At 39.7% G+C, this 19,128-nt stretch carries 11 protein-coding genes; 7 read left to right on the plus strand and 4 right to left on the minus strand.

The genetic code is table 11. The features are described 5' to 3' along the window. The first annotated feature begins 177 nt into the window (after positions 1 to 177). Positions 178 to 1,719 (plus strand): glycoside hydrolase family 10 protein, encoded by a 1,542-nt coding sequence (locus FFJ24_RS22630; protein ID WP_138819393.1) that lies wholly within the window; start codon positions 178 to 180, stop codon positions 1,717 to 1,719. A gap of 80 nt (positions 1,720 to 1,799) precedes the next feature. Here the strand turns inward: FFJ24_RS22630 and FFJ24_RS22635 are convergent, their stop codons facing one another. The 3 genes from FFJ24_RS22635 to nagB form a co-directional block, all read right to left on the minus strand. Beyond that, positions 1,800 to 2,837 (minus strand): LacI family DNA-binding transcriptional regulator, encoded by a 1,038-nt coding sequence (locus tag FFJ24_RS22635; protein WP_138819394.1) that lies wholly within the window; start codon positions 2,835 to 2,837, stop codon positions 1,800 to 1,802. A gap of 39 nt (positions 2,838 to 2,876) precedes the next feature. Beyond that, entirely contained in the window at positions 2,877 to 4,037 is a 1,161-nt protein-coding gene (locus FFJ24_RS22640; RefSeq protein WP_138819395.1) for an acyltransferase family protein, read from the minus strand. A 618-nt stretch (positions 4,038 to 4,655) separates the two neighbouring features. Continuing rightward, on the minus strand, positions 4,656 to 6,581 hold the full coding sequence (gene nagB / locus FFJ24_RS22645) for a glucosamine-6-phosphate deaminase (protein ID WP_138819396.1): 1,926 nt from the start codon (positions 6,579 to 6,581) through the stop codon (positions 4,656 to 4,658). A 151-nt stretch (positions 6,582 to 6,732) separates the two neighbouring features. Here nagB and FFJ24_RS22650 point away from each other — a divergent pair, with 151 nt between their 5' ends. The 3 genes from FFJ24_RS22650 to FFJ24_RS22660 all read left to right on the plus strand — a co-directional run bounded on the left by FFJ24_RS22650 (position 6,733) and on the right by FFJ24_RS22660 (position 12,486). Then, positions 6,733 to 7,929 (plus strand): anhydro-N-acetylmuramic acid kinase, encoded by a 1,197-nt coding sequence (locus tag FFJ24_RS22650; RefSeq protein ID WP_138819397.1) that lies wholly within the window; start codon positions 6,733 to 6,735, stop codon positions 7,927 to 7,929. Between the two features lie 106 nt (positions 7,930 to 8,035). Next, the gene (locus FFJ24_RS22655) at positions 8,036 to 11,173 is read left to right on the plus strand and encodes a SusC/RagA family TonB-linked outer membrane protein (RefSeq protein WP_210419414.1); all 3,138 of its coding nucleotides are present in this window, start codon (positions 8,036 to 8,038) and stop codon (positions 11,171 to 11,173) included. A gap of 17 nt (positions 11,174 to 11,190) precedes the next feature. Then, a complete protein-coding gene (locus FFJ24_RS22660; RefSeq protein ID WP_138819398.1) occupies positions 11,191 to 12,486 on the plus strand; it encodes a RagB/SusD family nutrient uptake outer membrane protein in 1,296 nt (431 codons plus the stop codon). 41 nt (positions 12,487 to 12,527) lie between these two features. Here the strand turns inward: FFJ24_RS22660 and FFJ24_RS22665 are convergent, their stop codons facing one another. After that, positions 12,528 to 13,274, minus strand: coding sequence for a DeoR/GlpR family DNA-binding transcription regulator (locus FFJ24_RS22665; RefSeq protein WP_138819399.1), 747 nt, complete (start codon positions 13,272 to 13,274; stop codon positions 12,528 to 12,530). A 245-nt stretch (positions 13,275 to 13,519) separates the two neighbouring features. On the opposite strand from FFJ24_RS22665, the gene FFJ24_RS22670 reads away from it, so the two are divergent. The 3 genes from FFJ24_RS22670 to FFJ24_RS22680 are packed head-to-tail and all read left to right on the plus strand — an operon-like array spanning position 13,520 to position 19,020. Beyond that, complete coding sequence (locus tag FFJ24_RS22670) at positions 13,520 to 16,621, plus strand: SusC/RagA family TonB-linked outer membrane protein (protein WP_138819400.1); 3,102 nt, start codon at positions 13,520 to 13,522, stop codon at positions 16,619 to 16,621. Positions 16,622 to 16,637: 16 nt separating this feature from the next. Then, complete coding sequence (locus FFJ24_RS22675; protein ID WP_138819401.1) at positions 16,638 to 18,227, plus strand: RagB/SusD family nutrient uptake outer membrane protein; 1,590 nt, start codon at positions 16,638 to 16,640, stop codon at positions 18,225 to 18,227. A gap of 7 nt (positions 18,228 to 18,234) precedes the next feature. Next, positions 18,235 to 19,020, plus strand: coding sequence for a DUF4397 domain-containing protein (locus FFJ24_RS22680; protein ID WP_138819402.1), 786 nt, complete (start codon positions 18,235 to 18,237; stop codon positions 19,018 to 19,020). The last annotated feature ends 108 nt before the right edge of the window (positions 19,021 to 19,128 follow it).

The following is a 19,128-nucleotide window of genomic DNA, read 5'->3' on the forward strand; positions in this document are numbered from 1 at the left end:
AATATACTTTTGTTCTCCATAGGTAAGTGGGGGTACACAATTAATTTTAGCCGGGCGCAAATTAAAATTTTTTAAAAACTTATAAGAGTTTTTAAAAAAAATCGTTTACTTGCTAATGTTCATTTGTATTCAAATCAACACAGACACACAACCTGAATAAAAAATAAGACAGAAATAATGCTTAAAAACTTCCTATACGCACTTTTATCCTTAACTGTACTACCTTATATATTAAATGCACAACCTTTATCAAAAATTGCACCAAAAAGGGAGTTTAGAGGTGTTTGGGTGGCCACTGTTACCAATATAGACTGGCCATCGAAGCCTGGTTTAAGTATAGATCAACAAAAGCAGGAACTGATTGGTATCTTAGAAAGACATAAAAGCCAGGGAATGAATGCCATTATCTTGCAGGTTAGGCCTGCAGCCGATGCATTTTATGCAAAATCCAGAGAACCATGGAGTCAATGGTTGATGGGGAAACAGGGTTTGGCGCCAGCACCTGGGTATGATCCTTTGGCCTTTGCCATTAAAGAAGCCCATTTCAGGGGAATGGAGCTCCATGCCTGGTTTAATCCTTACAGAGCCAGTATGAGCAGCTCTACTGTGTTAAGCGAAAACCATGCTTATCGTAAACATCCCGATTGGTTTTTTACCTATGGTGGTAAAAAACAGTTTGATCCGGGTATTCCCGATGTGAGAGAATATATTGTTCAGGTAATTTTAGATGTGGTAAAGGGTTATGATATTGATGGTATTCACTTCGATGATTATTTTTATCCTTATAAACTAGAAGGGCAAACGATTAACGATAGCAATACTTTTTACAAATACCCTAATAATTTTTCGGATATCAAAGATTGGAGGCGCAACAATGTCGACCTCCTCATCAAACAGCTTGATGATAGTATCCACCATTATAAAAAATGGGTAAAATTTGGGATCAGTCCGTTTGGGATCTGGAAAAATAAGTACGAAGATCCGGAAGGCTCTGCAACCAGTGGCCTATCCAATTATGCAGAACTTTTTGCCGATAGCCGTAAATGGGTTAGAGAAGGCTGGGTAGATTACATTAATCCTCAAATTTATTTTACGTTTACCAGAAGAGTTGCGCCTTATGGTGTTTTAGTTGATTGGTGGAGCAATAATAACTTTGGCAGGCATGTTTACATTGGGCAGGGCGCTTACCTGGTAAATTCGAGGGCTGAAGCCGCCTGGAAAAACCTAAGCGAAATACCCAAACAGATTAGATACCTGAGAGATAATAACCGAATTCAGGGTAGCGTGTTTTTTAGTTCTAAATCATTAAGCACGGTCGCAAAGGCAGTTGGCGATTCGCTAAAGAACGACCTCTATAAATACCCTGCTCTGCCGCCGCAAATGCCATGGCTGGATGAGGTGCCGCCAAATGAGCCTCAGGCATTAACAGCTGATGCACTAAAAGATGGTGTACATTTAAAATGGCAGCTCCCGTTAAAGGCTAAAGATGGGGAAACGGCTTCAGGATTTGTAGTTTACCGATTTAACGAAGGCGAGAAAATTTCGGTACTTGATCCGAAGAACATTGTTAAAATAAGCTTTGAAGATTATCTTTCATTCATTGATACGAGTGTAGAAAGTGGAAAACGTTACAGCTATCTCGTAACGGCATTAGACCGGTTAAAAAATGAGAGTGAACCTAGTGGGCCGGTCGGCGTTGAAGTTCCTTTAGCGAAGTAATAATTGCGCTGGACTTACCGTCATTTCGGGCGGAGTGCAACGAAGTCGGGAAGTCTACCTGAGTAGACCTCTCCGTTTCCCTATGCTTCAGTCGAGATGACGACTTTCTTATTTGTCGATTCTCTTTCTACAACCGCCGGGTCGAGTACAATATGCTCCATATTGGTGTATGGGTTCTCCTGGTTAATCATTTTCAGAAACATTTTAGCACATTCTTTTCCCATTTTTGAGGCATGCTGATCAATTGTAGATAAATTGGGCGTAATGTATGCGGAGAATGCTTCGTTGGCAAAACCAATTACCCCAACCTGAGGTGGTGTTTCGTCGATCTCTTTCAACTTTTTAATTACACCTAGCGCCGTAAAATCATCACCAGCAATTATAGCATCGGGTTTATTGCTGCTGCGCATTAACTTACCCGCACCAAACCGGCCGTCTTTAATGGATAAACCGCCAAAAATAATATGGTCTTCTATCAGCGGAAGGTTATGGTCTGCTAAGGCTGCCTTGTAGCCTTCCAACCGATCGTTAAAAATTTTAATCTGGTGAACAGTAGTTACAAAAGCAATTTTTTGATAACCCTGATCGATTAGGTGTTTTGTAGCAATATAGCCTGCTTTAAAATCGTCAAGGGTTATGGTTGGCACTTTTAAATCTATATTTACACGGTCGAATAATATCAGGGGCTTATTTTGCTTAATAATTTCGCCAAAGTGCGAAATGTCTTTTGTTTCTAAAGACATTGAAGCCATAATACCATCTACCTGTGCTTCCAGTAAGGTTCTTACGCCATTAATTTCATTCTCAACAGATTCATTGGATTGGTAGATAATCACACGATAGCCACTGTCTTTCAGGCCATCTTCTATGCGATGGATAATAGATGCAAAGAAATGTGCCTGTACACTTGGCACAATTACACCAATGATATGGGTTTTGCCAGATTTTAATGCTGATGCGAGTTTATTTGGACTATAGTTTAGTTTTTTAGCCATTTCAACAACAGCCTTTCTGGTGGTATCGCTTATTGCCGGAAAGCCACTAAGTGCCCTGGAAACAGTAGATACTGTAATGTCGAGCGCCTCGGCTATATCATATATGGTAGTTTTCTTTTTCAATGGAGAAGAGAGGGACAAATCAATTATAGCATTTTTTTACTAAACCTTAATAATAATGTTTTTTTTATACATAAAATATAATAATACATAAAAACCAAATACATAGGTTATGGCCCAAACCAATGAAGCATTTATTGGGCTAAAAAATGGCGTATAACAGGTTTCGTAAAACCGAACCAATAACCCGGTTTTGGTGCCATCTGGTTTGGTTAGCTGGATCAGGTTTAATACCCTTGGCATTAATCCCGCCAGAAAGAAAACAGTAATGGCATTTACACCATATACAACAAAGGGAGTGGTGAATTTTTTGTAGCCCTGAACGTCGATAATCCAGTAACAAAGTGCCAATCCAATGGAAGCCAGGCCACCTGCATATAATACGTAAGAGCTTGTCCATAACGCTTTGTTGATTGGGAACTGCAGGTCCCAAAGTAAGCCTAAAATAACTGCAGCAATACCGGTCGTAAATAACCAGGCTACTTTGGTTGGATTGTCAACATCTTTTCTGCGCATCCAAATGCCAACCAGAATGCCAAATAAACAGGTCCCTATCGCTGGTAATGTGCTTAAAATTCCCTCCGGGTCCCAGGTTTTTGATGATGCCCAGGTATGTGCTTCTGTTAAAATTCCGCGGTCTATCCAGGCTGCTAAATTGATTTCTTTTTCCAGATTAGGATACCCAACTCCAGGGACTGGTATAAAGGTCATTAATGCCCAGTAAGCGGCGAGTATTACAATTAATGTTTTAAAAATGGTTTTGTTGGAAACCTTGATAAAAATGATGCTGCTAATGATGAAAACAATGCCTATCCGTTGCAAAACGCCCAATAATCTAACGGTTTGAAAGGCTTCCCAGAGGGATCTGTTATCCATTATTCCACTGATGATCTTTCCGAATATCGCGAGGAAGAAACCAAGTAAATAAAGTATAATACCACGTTTAATGGCTTTAATAATTGTTTTTTGATGTGTAGATGGATCTGCTTTACTACTGCTCATGGCAAAGGCAATAGAAACGCCAACAATCCATAAAAAGAATGGGAAAATCAAATCAGTAGGGGTACAGCCGTTCCATTCTGCATGCTCTAAAGGCGCATAAATGTGCCCCCAACTGCCCGGATTATTCACCAAGATCATCGCGGCTACGGTTAATCCTCTAAAAAAATCCAGAGATAACAATCGTTGTTTAGGTTTGGTCATGATGAGCTTGTTTGGGTTCAGCAAACTAATTTAGAGTATTGTTTTTAGAATGAGAAATAAATAAGATTTGGCGGGATAATGATTTGTCACCCTGAACAACGTGAAGGATCTTTTTTTAGGTGTGTTTTATGTTGTTAGTGACCCCTTCTTTAACAGATGCTCCGCTGCGCTCAGCATGACAGTTTTGGGAATAGATATTTATTTTTGCCACGGAGGCTCGGAAACACGGAGCGATTTGATTAAGCCAGACTGTTTCACTGAAGAAAGTATTGATCACAATAGCAAAGCCTTATATTCAATAAACCTGACCGACAGCGTTATCCCGATTTAAGGTTAATTTGTTTTGTCGTTTTTTATCGGGATTAAGCAAAGGGCAGGACTATAGTGACCGAAGAACTGCAGACACTGCTTTCAAAAAAAAGAGATTTTGGATAATAAAACTTTGACTAGTTGTTTAGGGTGACGGCAACCGGTAGGGAGGTCTCTCCGGGAAGTTCACTGCGCTTCATTAGATGACTTGACTTTTTTAAAGATGTTTCGCTATGCTCAACATGAGAACTTAGAGGGACAAAAAAACCTGCTTTGCGCTAACAAAGCAGGATTAGTGTTTATTTTAAACTAGTCTTCAAACTTCCAGCGAACAAAAGCTTCCATCGCTTCGTATTCTGCAAGTCCAAGCTCATCATAAGCCTTTGCAGTATCACGGTTACGATCTTCAGCCCTTTGCCAGAACTCTCTTGAGTCATCGCCAGGGAAAACCGCTCTGTCTTTCTGACTCTGGTGTTTGAAAATTGCATATTTCTTGCGTTCAAGCTCTTGTGGAGAAATTGGAACCGCCATTTCTATTTCATAAGTTTCAAATTCATGCCATGCACCGCGGTACATCCATAACCAGCAATCTTGCGCCCAGGCTTCAGTTTTACGTAATCGTTCTAATGCTGCTAAAATAATTTTGAAACAAACAATGTGCGTTCCATGAGGGTCTTCAAAATCGCCGGCAGCATAAACCTGTTGAGGTTTAACTTGTTGCAATAGGGCTATTGTAAGTTCGATATCAGCATCAGTTACCGGGTTTTTCTGAACCTTACCGCTTTCGTAGAAAGGGAGTGCCTGAAAATGGATGTGGTCATCTTCTAAACCGCAATATCTTGCACCGGCAATAGCTTCGCCTTTTCTGATGAGTCCTTTAACCGTTTGGATCTCTGGTGTATCAATCTGGTTTGGTTTTTTATGCTCAATAAAGGTTCTCATCTTGTTATAAAGATCCTTTAGGTGCGTATTGTCCATGCCCATCTTCTCAGTGAAATCTACATTAAACTCCACAAAACGAAGTGCGTCATCATCCCATACCGCAGTATTACCCGAGGTTTGGTAAGCAACATGCACATCATGCCCCTGATCAACCAGCCGTAGAAAAGTACCGCCCATCGAGATCACATCATCATCCGGGTGAGGAGAAAAAATAATCACGCTCTTCTTAGCAGGCTCAGCTCTTTCCGGACGCTGAGAATCGTCCGCATTAGGTTTGCCACCCGGCCAGCCAGTTATAGTATGTTGTAATTTATTAAAGATATGGATGTTGATGTTATAAACTGGTCCTTTTTCAGTAGCCAGTTGGGCCATACCGTTATTATTGTAATCGTCTTCCGTTAATTTTAAGATCGGTTTTTTTAATGTGTTGGCCAGCCAGATTACTGCCTTGCGGATCAATGCATCTGTCCAAACGCAATCTTTAACCAGCCATGGGGTGTCAAAACGGGTCAGTTCTGAAGCCGCAGGTGCGTCAAGGATAAACTCTACATGGTCAGAAAGCTGAAGGTATGTTGCCGGAACCTCTCCTGAAATTTCGCCTTCAACAGCTTTTTTGATGATTGAAGCTTTTTTACGGCTCCAGGCCATTAATATAATTTCTCTTGCTTTGAAAATGGTACCAATACCCATGGTAATGGCTTTTGTTGGTACAAAGCTTTTTCCACCAAAATCGCGAGCCGCATCACGGCGTGTTAAATCATCTAAAGTTACTAAACGGGTACCGGAATTTGGCGCAGAGCCTGGCTCGTTAAACCCGATGTGACCTGTACGCCCAATTCCTAAAATCTGGATGTCAAGACCGCCGAGATCACCGATTTTCTTTTCGTATTCCAGGCAGAAAGCAGGAATATCCTCCAGTGCAAGCATACCATCGGGGATGTGAACGTTTTTTTTGTCAATATCGATATGATTGAAAAGGTTTTCGTTCATAAACGTAACATAACTTTGCGCTGCAGTTGGCGCCATTGGATAATATTCATCCAGGTTAAAAGTAATTACGTTTTTAAAACTTAATCCCTCTTCTTTATGCAGTCTAACCAGTTCGGCATAAACTGCAATTGGGGTAACACCTGTTGCTAAGCCCAGTACTGCAGGTGTGTTGTTTGCTTGTTTTGATTTAATGAGCTCGGCAATGCGATGTGCCACATTAATTGAAGCAATTTTTGGATTTTCGAACACGTTTACAGGTAATTTCTCGAAACGTGTCTCCTCCAGTAGATTTAATCTAGCCATTTTTTTTATATGGATTTTAATGTACGGAGCAGTAAATATAGAGAGTTATGCCCAATTTTTAACAAAGGTTATTTACATTTATTGCAAGTATTTACATAAAATCAGGTTAAGGGGGCAAACAAACGTTTGATCTTTTAAGATAAAAATTAATATGAACACACATATCCAAAAGTTATACTCAAAAGCAGGCAAGTCAGAACGTTTAATTATCGGATTGATGAGTGGAACTTCTATGGATGGACTGGATATTGCCCTCTGTTCGGTTAAGAAAAGCGGTGCCGAAACAGATATCCGAGTTTTAAATTTTAAAACCGGCGATTATACAGATGATTTCAGAGCAAAAATAAAGGTCATATTTTCTAAAAAAGAAGTCGATTTACAATTGGTTTGCCTGATGAATGAGCACATTGCAAATATTCATGCTCAATTGATCAATGAAGCAATAAAAGAATGGGGGTATGAAAATGAGGACATTGATTTTATCGCCAGTCATGGACAAACCATTTTTCACGCACCAAAATCTTTGCACAAACTGGCCGATTATCCTAATGGCACACTACAGATTGGCGACGGCGATCATATTGCTGTTAAAACCGGAATTATTACCCTTTCTGATTTTAGGCAGAAACATTTGGCTGCGGGTGGAGAAGGCGCACCTCTGGCTGTATATGGAGATTATTTAATGTTTTCGAAGGCTGGTGAAGATCGGGTAATGTTGAATATTGGCGGTATAGCAAACTTCACATATTTGCCGGGTCGTATGGATGCCAGTGAAATTTTTTCAACGGATGTTGGGCCTGGTAACACATTGATGGATCAGTACATGCAACAACATTTTAATCAGTTCTATGATAAAAATGCCAGTGTCGCTTTGGCTGGTAAATTTAATCCAGATCTGTTATCTGCATTATTGAATTGCAGTTTTTTTGAGTTGGATTTTCCTAAAACCACAGGACCAGAACTATTTAACCTGGAATATTTAATAAAGGCACAAGAACAGTCTTCAACCACAAATCTGCGCAAAGAAGATGTAATGGCAACCTTATGCCATTTTTCAGCAGAAACGATTGCCAATGCAATAAAACGTTGTTTTGGGGATGATGCGTGTGTGCAGGTATTTATGAGTGGTGGCGGAATGCATAATCCGCTGCTTGTTCAGCTTCTTCAAACACAATTGCCTTTTTGCAAATTTCTAACCACTAAAGATTTAAATATTAATCCCGATGCAAAAGAGGCTGTTTTATTTGCTGTTTTGGCCAATGAGACCCTGTGTGGAGAACCAATTAATTTTGGCAGCCGGCAAGGTGTACCTTCAGTCTGCATGGGTAAAATCAGTTTACCTGCTTAAGTAGGCGCAATTTTGCAAATCAGTTTATACAGGTTAAAAAATTGGTTTATATGGTATTTTGCTAAATTTGTTTCAACACTAATCTTCTAACACAAAACCAAATTTTATGGAAAAAAGTTACCTAAAATGGTCACCAGGATTTTTCGCGATTTTGTTGATCCCATTTCTGCTGCTACTGTTTACAGAAATGGTTCAGGCACAGAATAAACGCTATACCATTAGTGGTAAAGTGACTGATGCTTCGAATAATGAACCTATCCCAGGCGTTGTTGTTAAAATTCTCAATACTAATTTAGCAACCAGTACCAATTCGAATGGCGGATATACCTTTGCAGTAGATTTGGCCCCCGGCAAATATCAGGTTCAGTTTTCTTACGTAGGCTACAAGAGTAAAGCACAGTCGATAGATCTTGCGTCAAGCAATCAGGTTCAGCTAAGTACTTCCCTAAGTGCAGATGCTGTTGGTTTAGACGAGGTAATTGTTACGGGAACTTCGCAGGGAACAACCAGAAAAGAACTGGGAAGTTATATAAGTACCGTTAAAGGTGATGATTTGAATAAAGCCCCAAGTGGTAACGTGCTTTCGTCTTTACAGGGAAAAACAGCTGGTGCTCAGATCAGCCAAAACTCTGGCGATCCTGCAGGGGGCTTGTCTGTTCGTTTAAGAGGCATTAGCTCTGTAAATTCATCATCAGAGCCGCTTTACATTATTGATGGTGTAATCGTGAACAATTCAACTACCAGAGTTACCAATACCTCAGCCAATTATGATGGCGGAAACTTTGTTGGAAGCATTGGGCAGAATAGGATGGTTGATATCAATCCGGCAGATATTGAGCGTATTGAAGTATTAAACGGAGCTGCAGCTGCAGCCATTTATGGCTCGAGGGCAAATTCCGGAGTAATTCAGATCTTTACTAAAAAAGGCGTAAGTGGTGCTGCTCAGGTTAATTTCAGCACAAGTTTAACATTGAGCCATTTGCGTAAACAGGTTGAGGTGAACGAATCTCCGGTAAGGTTTGGTACGCCTACTAACTTTCCTACGCAAGACGTAATCCAAACAGTTGGCGATCCGGCGGTTCTGCAAAAGGAAACCATCCCTACCAATCGTTATAATTACCAGGATTACATCTTTCAATCTGCTACAGGTACAGATAATACGGTTTCTGTTTCCGGTGGTAATGAAAATACAAAATACTATACTTCAGCAGCTTATTTCAGTAATCAGGGAATTATTAAAAATACCGATTTTACACGCTATAATTTCAGAGCAAACATCGATCAGAAAATCACTGAATGGGCAAAATTGAGTGCCGGCTTAAATTATATCCGCAGTTCGGCCAATGAAAAGCCAGATGGAAATTCGTTTTTTTCGCCAATGAATTCTGTTACCATTATCGGGAACATTCATGATATTTTTGCCAGAGACGCTAATGGTAATTTAATGGCTGTTGGAGAACGTGGCAGGGTGAACCCTGTGTCGGTGATAGAAGACATTAAACAGCGTCAGGAAACCAACCGCATTATTGCCAATGCCAATTTGAAATTGTACCCTGTAAAAAATTTAACCTTAGATTTTACTTTAGGTGTTGATAATTCTGGTCAGAGTGGGTCAACCTACATTCCGCCATTTGCCTATAACGTAAATCCAGATTTTTATGGTGGTGGTGCGGCTTTAGATGGTACATTAAATGGCTACGCAAGTGCAGCAACTAACAATGCTTTTCAGTTTAACAATGAGTTTAATGCAACTTATCAGGCTAAATTATCAGAGCTGATTTCGTCAACCACTCAGGTTGGTTATTCGTTTCAATACGAAAAAACCAGATATCAGTTGGTAAATGGCAGAGGTTTAGCCCCATTAATCGAAACGGTAAATGCTGCTGCAACACAGCTTCCAAGTGTAGATGGAAGAACAGAATTGTCTGTAAGTGGAGGTTATATCCAGCAGAATTTTAAATATAAAGATCATTTATTTGTTACGGGTGCCTTAAGGGCCGATCAATCTTCAGTTTTTGGGGCTGATAACCGCACACAGGAATACTTGAAAGGAAGCTTAAGTTATGTGCTTTCCTCAGCTGATTATTGGAAAAGTTTTGATGTTTCTGATTGGTGGGATACATTTAAAATAAGAGCGGCTTATGGAGAATCAGGAAACTTGACCGGTATTGGTGCTTATGATAGGATCAATGCCTATTCTACACAATCGTTTTTGGGTAGAGCTTCGTTATTTTCGAGTGCGACTTTAGCTAACGAAAATGTTAAACCAGAACGCCAACGCGAATTGGAACTGGGAACAGATTTATCTTTCTTCAAAAACAGATTAGGTTTACAATTTAACTGGTATAATAAAAAAGTAAGCGATTTATTGATTGCCAGTGTGCAGGCACCTTCAACAGGATTTTCCAGCTTATTAGATAACATAGGCTCATTAAGGAACAAAGGGATTGAGCTTGTGTTGAATGGAACTCCGGTTGATGGGAAGGATTTTAAATGGAACACTTCAGTTGTTTTCAATAGGAATAGAAATACGGCACTTGATGTAGGTGGTTTAAGATTGTTTAGTACAAATCCAGGCGCTCCTGTAGCGATTATAAATGGTGAAGCCATTGGCGTGTTCTATGGAACCTTTTTTGCGCGTAATCCGGATGGAAGTCTGTTAACAAATGCAGCAGGAATTCCTCAGATAGAAAAAGGGATTCAAAATTCTGCCACTACGTTTACTCCACAACGCGATGCAAATGGTTTGCCTACCGGAACAACGCTTCGTAAAGTAATCGGTAATCCAAATCCTGATTATAACATGTCGTTTGTAAACGACTTTACCTATAAAAAACTGAATCTGCATGTACAGTTTGATGCGGTACAAGGCGGAAACGTTTGGAATGCCGATTGGAGAACCCGCCAGGGTGTTGGAAATGGTAAAGTAGCCGAACAAGAGCAACTTGGCGAGTTGCCCAGGGGATATGTTGCCGGAGTTTATGCGATTGAGGAGTGGAGGATTGATGATGGATCTTTTGTTAAGTTGCGAGAGATTTCGCTGAGCTATAATATAGGCAAGCTAAAATTCCTAAGAGACCTTACTGTAACGGTGAGCGGTAGAAACCTTATCTCATGGGACGACTATAAAGGTTACGATCCTGAGTTAAATTCTGGCGGGCAATCAACGATACTAAGAAATATAGATTTTGGTTCGGTGCCGATTCCACGAACCTTTAGTTTGGGTTTACAAGTTAAATTATAATCGTTAAAGGAAAGTTTATGAAAATTTTAAGAAATAATATTCCGACAAATATAACCTGTTTAGCACTTTCGTTAACATTGTGTTTCTCTTCATGTACGAAAGAATATCAGGATCCATCCAGAGCTAAAACAGATGTGGCTTTGGGCACCCAGCAAGGGTTAACTGCTGTGGCAATAGGTTTACAGCGGGTTTACACTTTAACCCGTACGGGTGTAATGTTCAACTCTGTTGCGGCAAATGGTTTTGTAACCAATGAGCTGCGGTTACTCAATTCAGGGAATATTCCTGAGTTACAGTTAAGTGCCGGTGGCAGTACTGTTGACGGGACAAATACAATTTTATTTAATCTTTGGACAAGTGCTAACAAGATTATTTACGATGCAGATTTGGTGATTGCTAATGCCGGTAATTTGGGTGACAAAGGTTATGCAGCGGGATTAATTGCCTATTCTAGCATATTCAAGGCTTTGGCAATTGGAAATATGGCGCAATACTGGGAAAAAATTCCAGATGGAACAGGAAAAAACGTACCTTTTATTACCCGTTCTGCTGGTTTTACAAAAGCAATTGCTGTTTTGGATAATGCTTTAAATGTTATTGCTGCAAATTCAATTTCTGCCAGCTTTTTAGGTAATATTCCTTCTGATGTGAATATTATAAATACAATACATGCACTCAAAGCCAGATATGCATTATTTTCAGGAAATTATCCACTGGCATTAACAGAGGCAAATGCTGTTGATTTAACTAAGTCATCATTTTTCAAGTTTGATGCTACCTCACCTAATATTCTATTTAGTATTATTTCTTCAAATAATGTATTTCAGCCATTAAACGCAAATCTAGGACTTACCGGTGCGAACACTCCAGATGCTGCAGATAAAAGGATAGCTTTTTATACCGTAATGGCAGGGGCAACCCCAACCTTACGTATGAATGGTTTTGCCGCAGCAACAGCAAGCCCTTTTCCGATTTACTTACCTGGAGAGATGATTTTAATAAAGGCTGAAGCACTCGCGAGACAGCCAGACTTAACCAATTCATTAATTGAGTTGAACAAGGTAGTAACCAAAACCTCAGATCTTTTCGGGGTGGCCGCAGCATTACCGCCACTAGTTGGCCCTTACACACAACAGCAATTGCTTGATCTTATTTACAAACACCGTTCGATCGAACTGTATGCTTCCGGATTGAAGATAGAGGATATGCGAAGGTTCAATCAGCCTTTAGCCGATCGTAAACGGGATTTCTTTCCTTATCCTTTCCAGGAAAGAGATAATAATACGAACACCCCTGTTGATCCTGCTTTTTAGCAGATGCTTATAAGAAAGTCCCGATGAAAATCGGGACTTTCTTATAAAATATTCAATTCCTTTTCCTTGTAGCGTGAAAGCGATTCGTGATCTAAATCCAGTTCGGTTATCAAATAACTAATACTTTCTATCGGGCAAACCCTCAACCGTAAAGCGATATCCAGTTTTTCAGAAATGCAGAGAACCCCTGTTTTCTTTGCACAGGCCAACATGGCTTTTTTAAGCTGGTTAATTTCCCAATACGTATCTGTCAGGCCTTCATCCGGATGGATGGCACTCGTTCCCATCAGGCATAAATCGGCCTTTATTTCTGATAGCTGCGTAATTACCTGTCCGCCATAAGTAACCTGCGAATTTTTAGAAAACAAGCCGCCAATCAAAATCACTTCAATATTATTGTACTTGGCCAGTTCTACTGCCACCAGCGGACTAATGGTAAAAAAAGTAGCTGATAAGCCCTTTGGAAGCAGCTTTACAAACTCTAAAATCGTTGTTCCGCCACCCGTTAAAACCACCATGCCATCTTTTATCAGCTGAACTGCTTTTTTGCCAATGGCGATTTTACTATCGCGGGCATAAACTGTACTATCATCAAAAGAACTGTGATACGATTTGGATAAAGCCCCTCCATGGACCTTGTAAAGTAAGTTTTCATCAACAAGTTCCTGTAGGTCCCTTCTGATGGTATCTTCTGAAACATTGAGTAATTGTACAAGGTCGGACGTTAATACACGGTTGTGCAAATTAATCTGGCGCATGATGAAATCGTGGCGTTCTTTTTTCAGCATAAGTAGGTGTCTGGTTTCAGACGAATGTATAAAAGATTTTTAGATTTTTTAAATATTGCATGTTTTTGCGTGTTTTTGCAATTTAATGTTGTTAGTTGCTGGTAAATAGTTTGTTAATTTGTTTTTTTATTCCAAAACATTTATGATATTAGCATTAAAATGCGTTATTATGCGTGTTTTACAAAACAGTTAATTAACTAACCGCTACAACTAACAAATCATTTTATCCCCAAAACAGGCAGTTTATGAAAAAAAAACTACTACTAATTTTTATTGGTACGTTCTTTTTGCTGGCGCATGCCATTGCGCAGCAAATAACCGTTACTGGTAAGGTTACGTCAGCCGACGGACCTATACCCGGTGTTTCCATTCGTGTGAAAGGAAGCACGGTGGTTGCACAAACCAACGCGGATGGTAATTATTCCATCAAAGCGCTGAAAACAGATATAATTACCTTTACTTATATTGGTTATGCTACAGTTGAAAGAACAGTAGGAAACAGTACTTCTGTTAATGTGGTGCTTCAGGCTAATGTTAACTCCCTCAATGAAGTCGTGGTAACGGCTTTGGGGCAACAAGTTTCCAGGAAAGCGCTGGGAACTGCTCAACAACAAGTTAAAGGTCAGGATTTGGCCGATACCCAACGTGAGAATTTTGTTAACGCACTACAAGGACGTATTGCAGGTGTTGAAGTAACAAGTTCATCTGGTGTTCCGGGTGCATCTTCTTCCATCACCATTAGGGGCGTAAGCTCTATTAGTGGCAGTAATCAGCCATTATTTGTGGTAGATGGTTTGCCTATCGACAATAAGACGCTAAATACAAGTGCATTTTATTCTGATAATAGTTCAACTACAGCATTTTCTAATAAGGGAGTTGATTTTACCAACCGGGCAGCCGATATCAATCCCGAAGATATTGAAAGCCTGGTGGTTTTAAAAGGGCCTGAGGCAGCAGCATTATACGGAATTGACGCCGCAAATGGCGCTATTGTAATTACCACCAAGCGCGGTAAATCGGGTAAAGGATCAATCAACTATAGCAATAGCTTCCGGATAGAAAAAACCAGTGTTAAACCAGAAATACAAGGTGTTTATGGCTTAGGCACTGGTGGAGTTACGTCATCAGGCACACTTCAATACTTTGGCCCTGCTTATGCTCCTGGCACTGTTTTGTACGATAATATTGATGGTTTCTTCCAGACAGCACTCACTCAAAAACATAACCTATCATTTGATGGTGGAGGGCAGGATATGAGTTACAGGATCTCTACATCTTATACGGCACAAAATGGCGTTGTACCAAATTCTAATTACGATCGGTTTACCTTAAATGGGTCTACAAATGGTAAGTTGAACGATTGGATGAAGGTTGATTTATCAATGACCTATACTTACGCCTTGAATAATCAACCTTTCAAAGGGGCTGGAGGTCCGCTAATTGGATTGCTTTTATGGCCACAGGAAGATGATGCCAGGAATTATCTTACCGCTGCCGGTACAAGAAGAAGATTTACAACCGCCACAGATTTAACGTCAGAAATTGAAAATCCTTATTTTAACGTAAATAAGAACAAAATTAATTCTATTCAAAATAGAATAACATCAAACTTTGGCTTTACCATTACGCCTGTTAAATGGCTTAATTTAAAATCGAATATTGGTTTCGACGTATACTCGAACAAAAACTTATTGTTAAGCCATCCGGAAAGTTCCAGGGGGTTCAATAAGCAGGGGATTATGGATGTTGCCAATGACAATACCAGGAATGTTAACGTTCAGAATTTACTGAATTTAACCAAACAGAAAATCACCTCCGATCTGTCTATTGATGCTACCTTAGGTAATGCCATACAAGATTTAAGATCTAATATCGATGCACAATACGGAGAAGGCTTTTTAGATCCAAACTTTATCTCTATAAATAATACGACCACAACACTCAGAAATGCAAAATCATCTATTTCTCAAAGAAGATTATTCAGTTTGTTCGGCCGTGCAACATTAAATTATAAAGATTATCTGTATATAACTGCAACAGGTAGAAATGACTGGACATCTACTATTCCTATCGGAGCTAATTCATTCTTTTACCCTTCTGTGTCTGGTAGTTTTGTGTTTACGGAAGTTCCGGCTTTTAAAGAAGCCCTTAGTACTGTATTTACCTCAGGTAAATTAAGAGCTGCATTTGCGAATGTGGGTAAAGATGCCAGGCCCTATAGTTATGTACCTTCATTGGAAAGTAAAGCAACTGTTGGTGGAGGATTTGGTTATGGTTTTACAGGACCAAATTTAGCCCTAAGACCTGAGTTTGCGAGTTCGTATGAAGTTGGGACAGAACTGGCTTTCTTTAAAGATAGATTGGGATTAGATTTTACCGTTTACCGCAAAGAAACCTCCGATCAGATTGTTAATGATATCAGAGGTAGTTATGCTACCGGATATGTGTTATTCAATTTAAATGGCGCTAAAACCAGAAGTGAAGGTATTGAGGTAACTTTACGCGGAACACCGATTAAAAATAAAGACTTTAGCTGGAATGCCCTGGTAAACTTCGAAAGTGCAAGGGCGAGGGTTTTAAGTTTGCCAAATGAACTTCCTGAATCTTATGTTTCTGATACCAATGTGTATGGAACCATTAGAAATGGTACAACACCAGGTTATTCGACAAGATCGCTAACCGGAACCTTCTATTTGAGGAATGATAGGGGAGATATCCTGATTAACCCGGCATCTGGATTGCCGGTTAGGTCATCAGTTGTTATTCAGGGGCCTGGAAAAGGATATGACAGGCAGCCAGATTTCTCCATCGGTATTACCAATACTTTTACCTATAAAAACTTTGCATTATCATTCTTATTGGATATTAGAAAAGGTGGGGATGTGCTTAACGCTACGCAAAGTTATCTTACACAAAGAGGTTTAAGTACCATGACTCTTGATAGGCTAACGCCTAGGGTTGTAAGCGGAGTTATCCAGGATGGTAAAGAAAACAGTGCAAATCCTACAATCAATAATATTGCTGTTACTCCGTTTTATCAGAATACTTACTATACCAGTTTAAGTGAAGAGCTTTTTATTGAAAAGGACATTAACTGGATCAGATTGAAGGATGTAACCTTACAATACAGGCTGCCTCAAACTGTTTTTAGCAAACAAAATTTTTTTAAAAGTGCAAGTGTTTTCGTAACCGGTACCGATTTATTCTTAATTACCAATTATTCAGGATTAGATCCGGTTGTAAATGGAAATACAGCTGCGGTTGGTGGTTCTGGTTCTTCAGGAATAGATTACGGTAATTTTCCGGTACCAATAGGATTAAACTTTGGGGTTAAAATTGGCTTATAATAAGAAGAAAAAACGAATGAAAAAATTATATATACTATTAGTATTAGGGAGTCTTATTTCCACAAGTGGGTGTAAGAAATTCTTAGATGTAAATACAAATCCAAATGCACCACAATCAGTAGAGGCTAATTTGTATTTATCACCAATGCTGCATTGGATGGCTTCAGCGCCGCAGTTTGATGGAATTTATATTGGTCGTTATACGCAGAACCTGGCTTCTACAGCTACTCAGGATCTTTGGGAAAGGCATGGCAACAATCAGGGTGGCACTGCTCCCGATCAAGGCGGCCAGATATGGAGAACCACATATTTCGATTTTGGGCAAAATTTAATCGACATGACGAGTAAAGCCGAAAGCCAGCAACGCTGGGATTTGCTGGGTGTGGCGCAAATTCTGAAAGCATGGGGATGGCTTACTGCCACAGATGCCAATGGCGAAATTATTATCAGGGAAGCGTTTGATCCGAATAAAACTTCTTTCAAATACGATTCGCAAGAATTTGCTTATCAAGAAACATTGAGGTTAATCGACGCTGCCATTGCCAATTTAAACAGAACTGATGGAGCCGTAAATGAGGGTTATTTAGGTAAGACCGATTTTATTTATAGAGGAAAACGTGCTTCATGGATTAAATTCGCGTATGGTTTCAAAGCAATTGTTTTAAATCATTACTCTAACAAAACATCACTTTATAAACCAGACGATGTTATTGCTGCAGTTGATGCCTCATTTGCCGGAAATGTTGATGATGCTTTAATCCCGTATGCAGGAACAGCTAATGACGATGCTAACTTTTTATCTGCAACAAGAAATAACATAGGTACCCTTAGGCAAACCAAATTCATCCTGTCGTTAATGGATGGTACTGTCTTTACAAGCGTTGTTGACCCAAGGATGAGCAGGATGCTGGCGCCATCTCCTGATGGTGCGTACAGAGGTTTGGAGCCAACTTCAGGCGTTGGCGCATTAACTGCAACCCAACAACCGCTAAACCTTTGGGGTTATGCTTCTCAGGCAGCAGCCAATGCTTCAGCAACTACTCCGGCAAGGTATTTATTTGCACGTAAAAATAAATTTCCGATTATTACTTATTCTCAATTGCAGTTTATCAAAGCTGAAGCGGCTTATAAAAAAGGAGATAAAGCAACGGCTTTAGCGGCGTATAAAAATGCTGTTTCAACTCATTTCGACTTTGTAAATGCACGAAATACTGATGACGGGCAAACACCAACGCAAATAAGTGCAACAGAAAAGAGCACGTACCTTGCTTCGCCGCTTATTACGCCTGTAAATCCAAACGATTTAACCCTTTCACAGATTATGTGTCAGAAATATATTGCACAATGGGCCTGGGGGCATTTGGAACAATGGACAGATTTAAGAAGATACCACTATACAGATAAGGATCCTGTAACCGCAAATCAGGTTTTTATAGGATTTACTATTCCTACAGTGCTTTTTCCGGATAACCAGACTAAAGTAGTTCAGCGAATGCGCCCGCGTTTTAATTCAGAATATGTTTGGAATAGGGAAGGGCTTAATGCCATTGGTGGTCTGGCAACCGATTATCAGACTAAAGAAATGTGGATAACAACGCCTCAATAATTAAATTATGAAAAGAAAATATATCATATTAGCAGTACTACTGCTATCAACTATAATTTATTCTTGTGAGAAAAATGCTGTTCAAGAAATCTCAGTGCCCGTAAGTGGTGCTCAATTGAAGTATTTTAATTTTGCACTTAATGCGCCCGTGGTAAACTTTTATGCCGGAGGTACAAAAGTTACAGCTGCGAGTTCTACAACAGGCGTAGAAAGCGGAACTACAGGCGTAGCATTTCCAACAGTTTATCCCTCAACAAATGCATACTCAATTCTTGCTCCGGGTACTTACGATTTTATGGCACAACGCCCCAGCACTGCTGCGGCAGATCCTAACCTGGTTATTGCAAGCCTAAACAAACAAGTAGCAGAGGGTAAAAATTATTCGATTTATTTATCGGGCCTGTATAACATCACCACTAAAAAAACAGATGTTTTTGTGGTTGATGATGTGTTGCCTGCTATCGATACATCGGGTGCCTATGTGCGTTTTGTTCATGCCTCTTACAATGCAAATCCCTTTGATCTGGTATTGAAAAATACAACAAGTTTGGTTGAAACAACTGTTGCAACCAATGTTGCTTATAAAAGTGCTTCAAATTTTGCTAAAGTTCCACAGGGTGTTTACGATTTAATATTGAGGTACACGGGTACAGCAACTAATATTGTAATTAGAACTGCCGTAAATGTTACGAAATCCAATACCTATAGTTTTAGCTTAAGAGGGGATATCACATTGCCTTACACAGGTACGGCAGTTAACCGGCCATTTATTGATAATACACCAAATAGATAAGTAAAGATACCTACGGAAAAAACAGACCCAGGTAAATCTTTTATGAAACGGATCAGAAATAGATTAAAAGACCTAAACTTAAAAGGAGCGCCAGAGCAAAAATAATCT

It is taken from the genome of Pedobacter sp. KBS0701 (genome assembly GCF_005938645.2).
In the GTDB taxonomy this organism is placed as follows: domain Bacteria; phylum Bacteroidota; class Bacteroidia; order Sphingobacteriales; family Sphingobacteriaceae; genus Pedobacter.

Coding starts and splice junctions, on each gene's coding strand:
- FFJ24_RS22630 (WP_138819393.1), top strand. CDS start 178: ATGCTTAAAAACTTCCTATACGCACTTTTATCCTTAACTGTACTACCT.
- FFJ24_RS22640 (WP_138819395.1), bottom strand. CDS start 4,037: ATGACCAAACCTAAACAACGATTGTTATCTCTGGATTTTTTTAGAGGA.
- nagB (WP_138819396.1), bottom strand. CDS start 6,581: ATGGCTAGATTAAATCTACTGGAGGAGACACGTTTCGAGAAATTACCT.
- FFJ24_RS22650 (WP_138819397.1), top strand. CDS start 6,733: ATGAACACACATATCCAAAAGTTATACTCAAAAGCAGGCAAGTCAGAA.
- FFJ24_RS22655 (WP_210419414.1), top strand. CDS start 8,036: ATGGAAAAAAGTTACCTAAAATGGTCACCAGGATTTTTCGCGATTTTG.
- FFJ24_RS22660 (WP_138819398.1), top strand. CDS start 11,191: ATGAAAATTTTAAGAAATAATATTCCGACAAATATAACCTGTTTAGCA.
- FFJ24_RS22665 (WP_138819399.1), bottom strand. CDS start 13,274: ATGCTGAAAAAAGAACGCCACGATTTCATCATGCGCCAGATTAATTTG.
- FFJ24_RS22670 (WP_138819400.1), top strand. CDS start 13,520: ATGAAAAAAAAACTACTACTAATTTTTATTGGTACGTTCTTTTTGCTG.
- FFJ24_RS22675 (WP_138819401.1), top strand. CDS start 16,638: ATGAAAAAATTATATATACTATTAGTATTAGGGAGTCTTATTTCCACA.
- FFJ24_RS22680 (WP_138819402.1), top strand. CDS start 18,235: ATGAAAAGAAAATATATCATATTAGCAGTACTACTGCTATCAACTATA.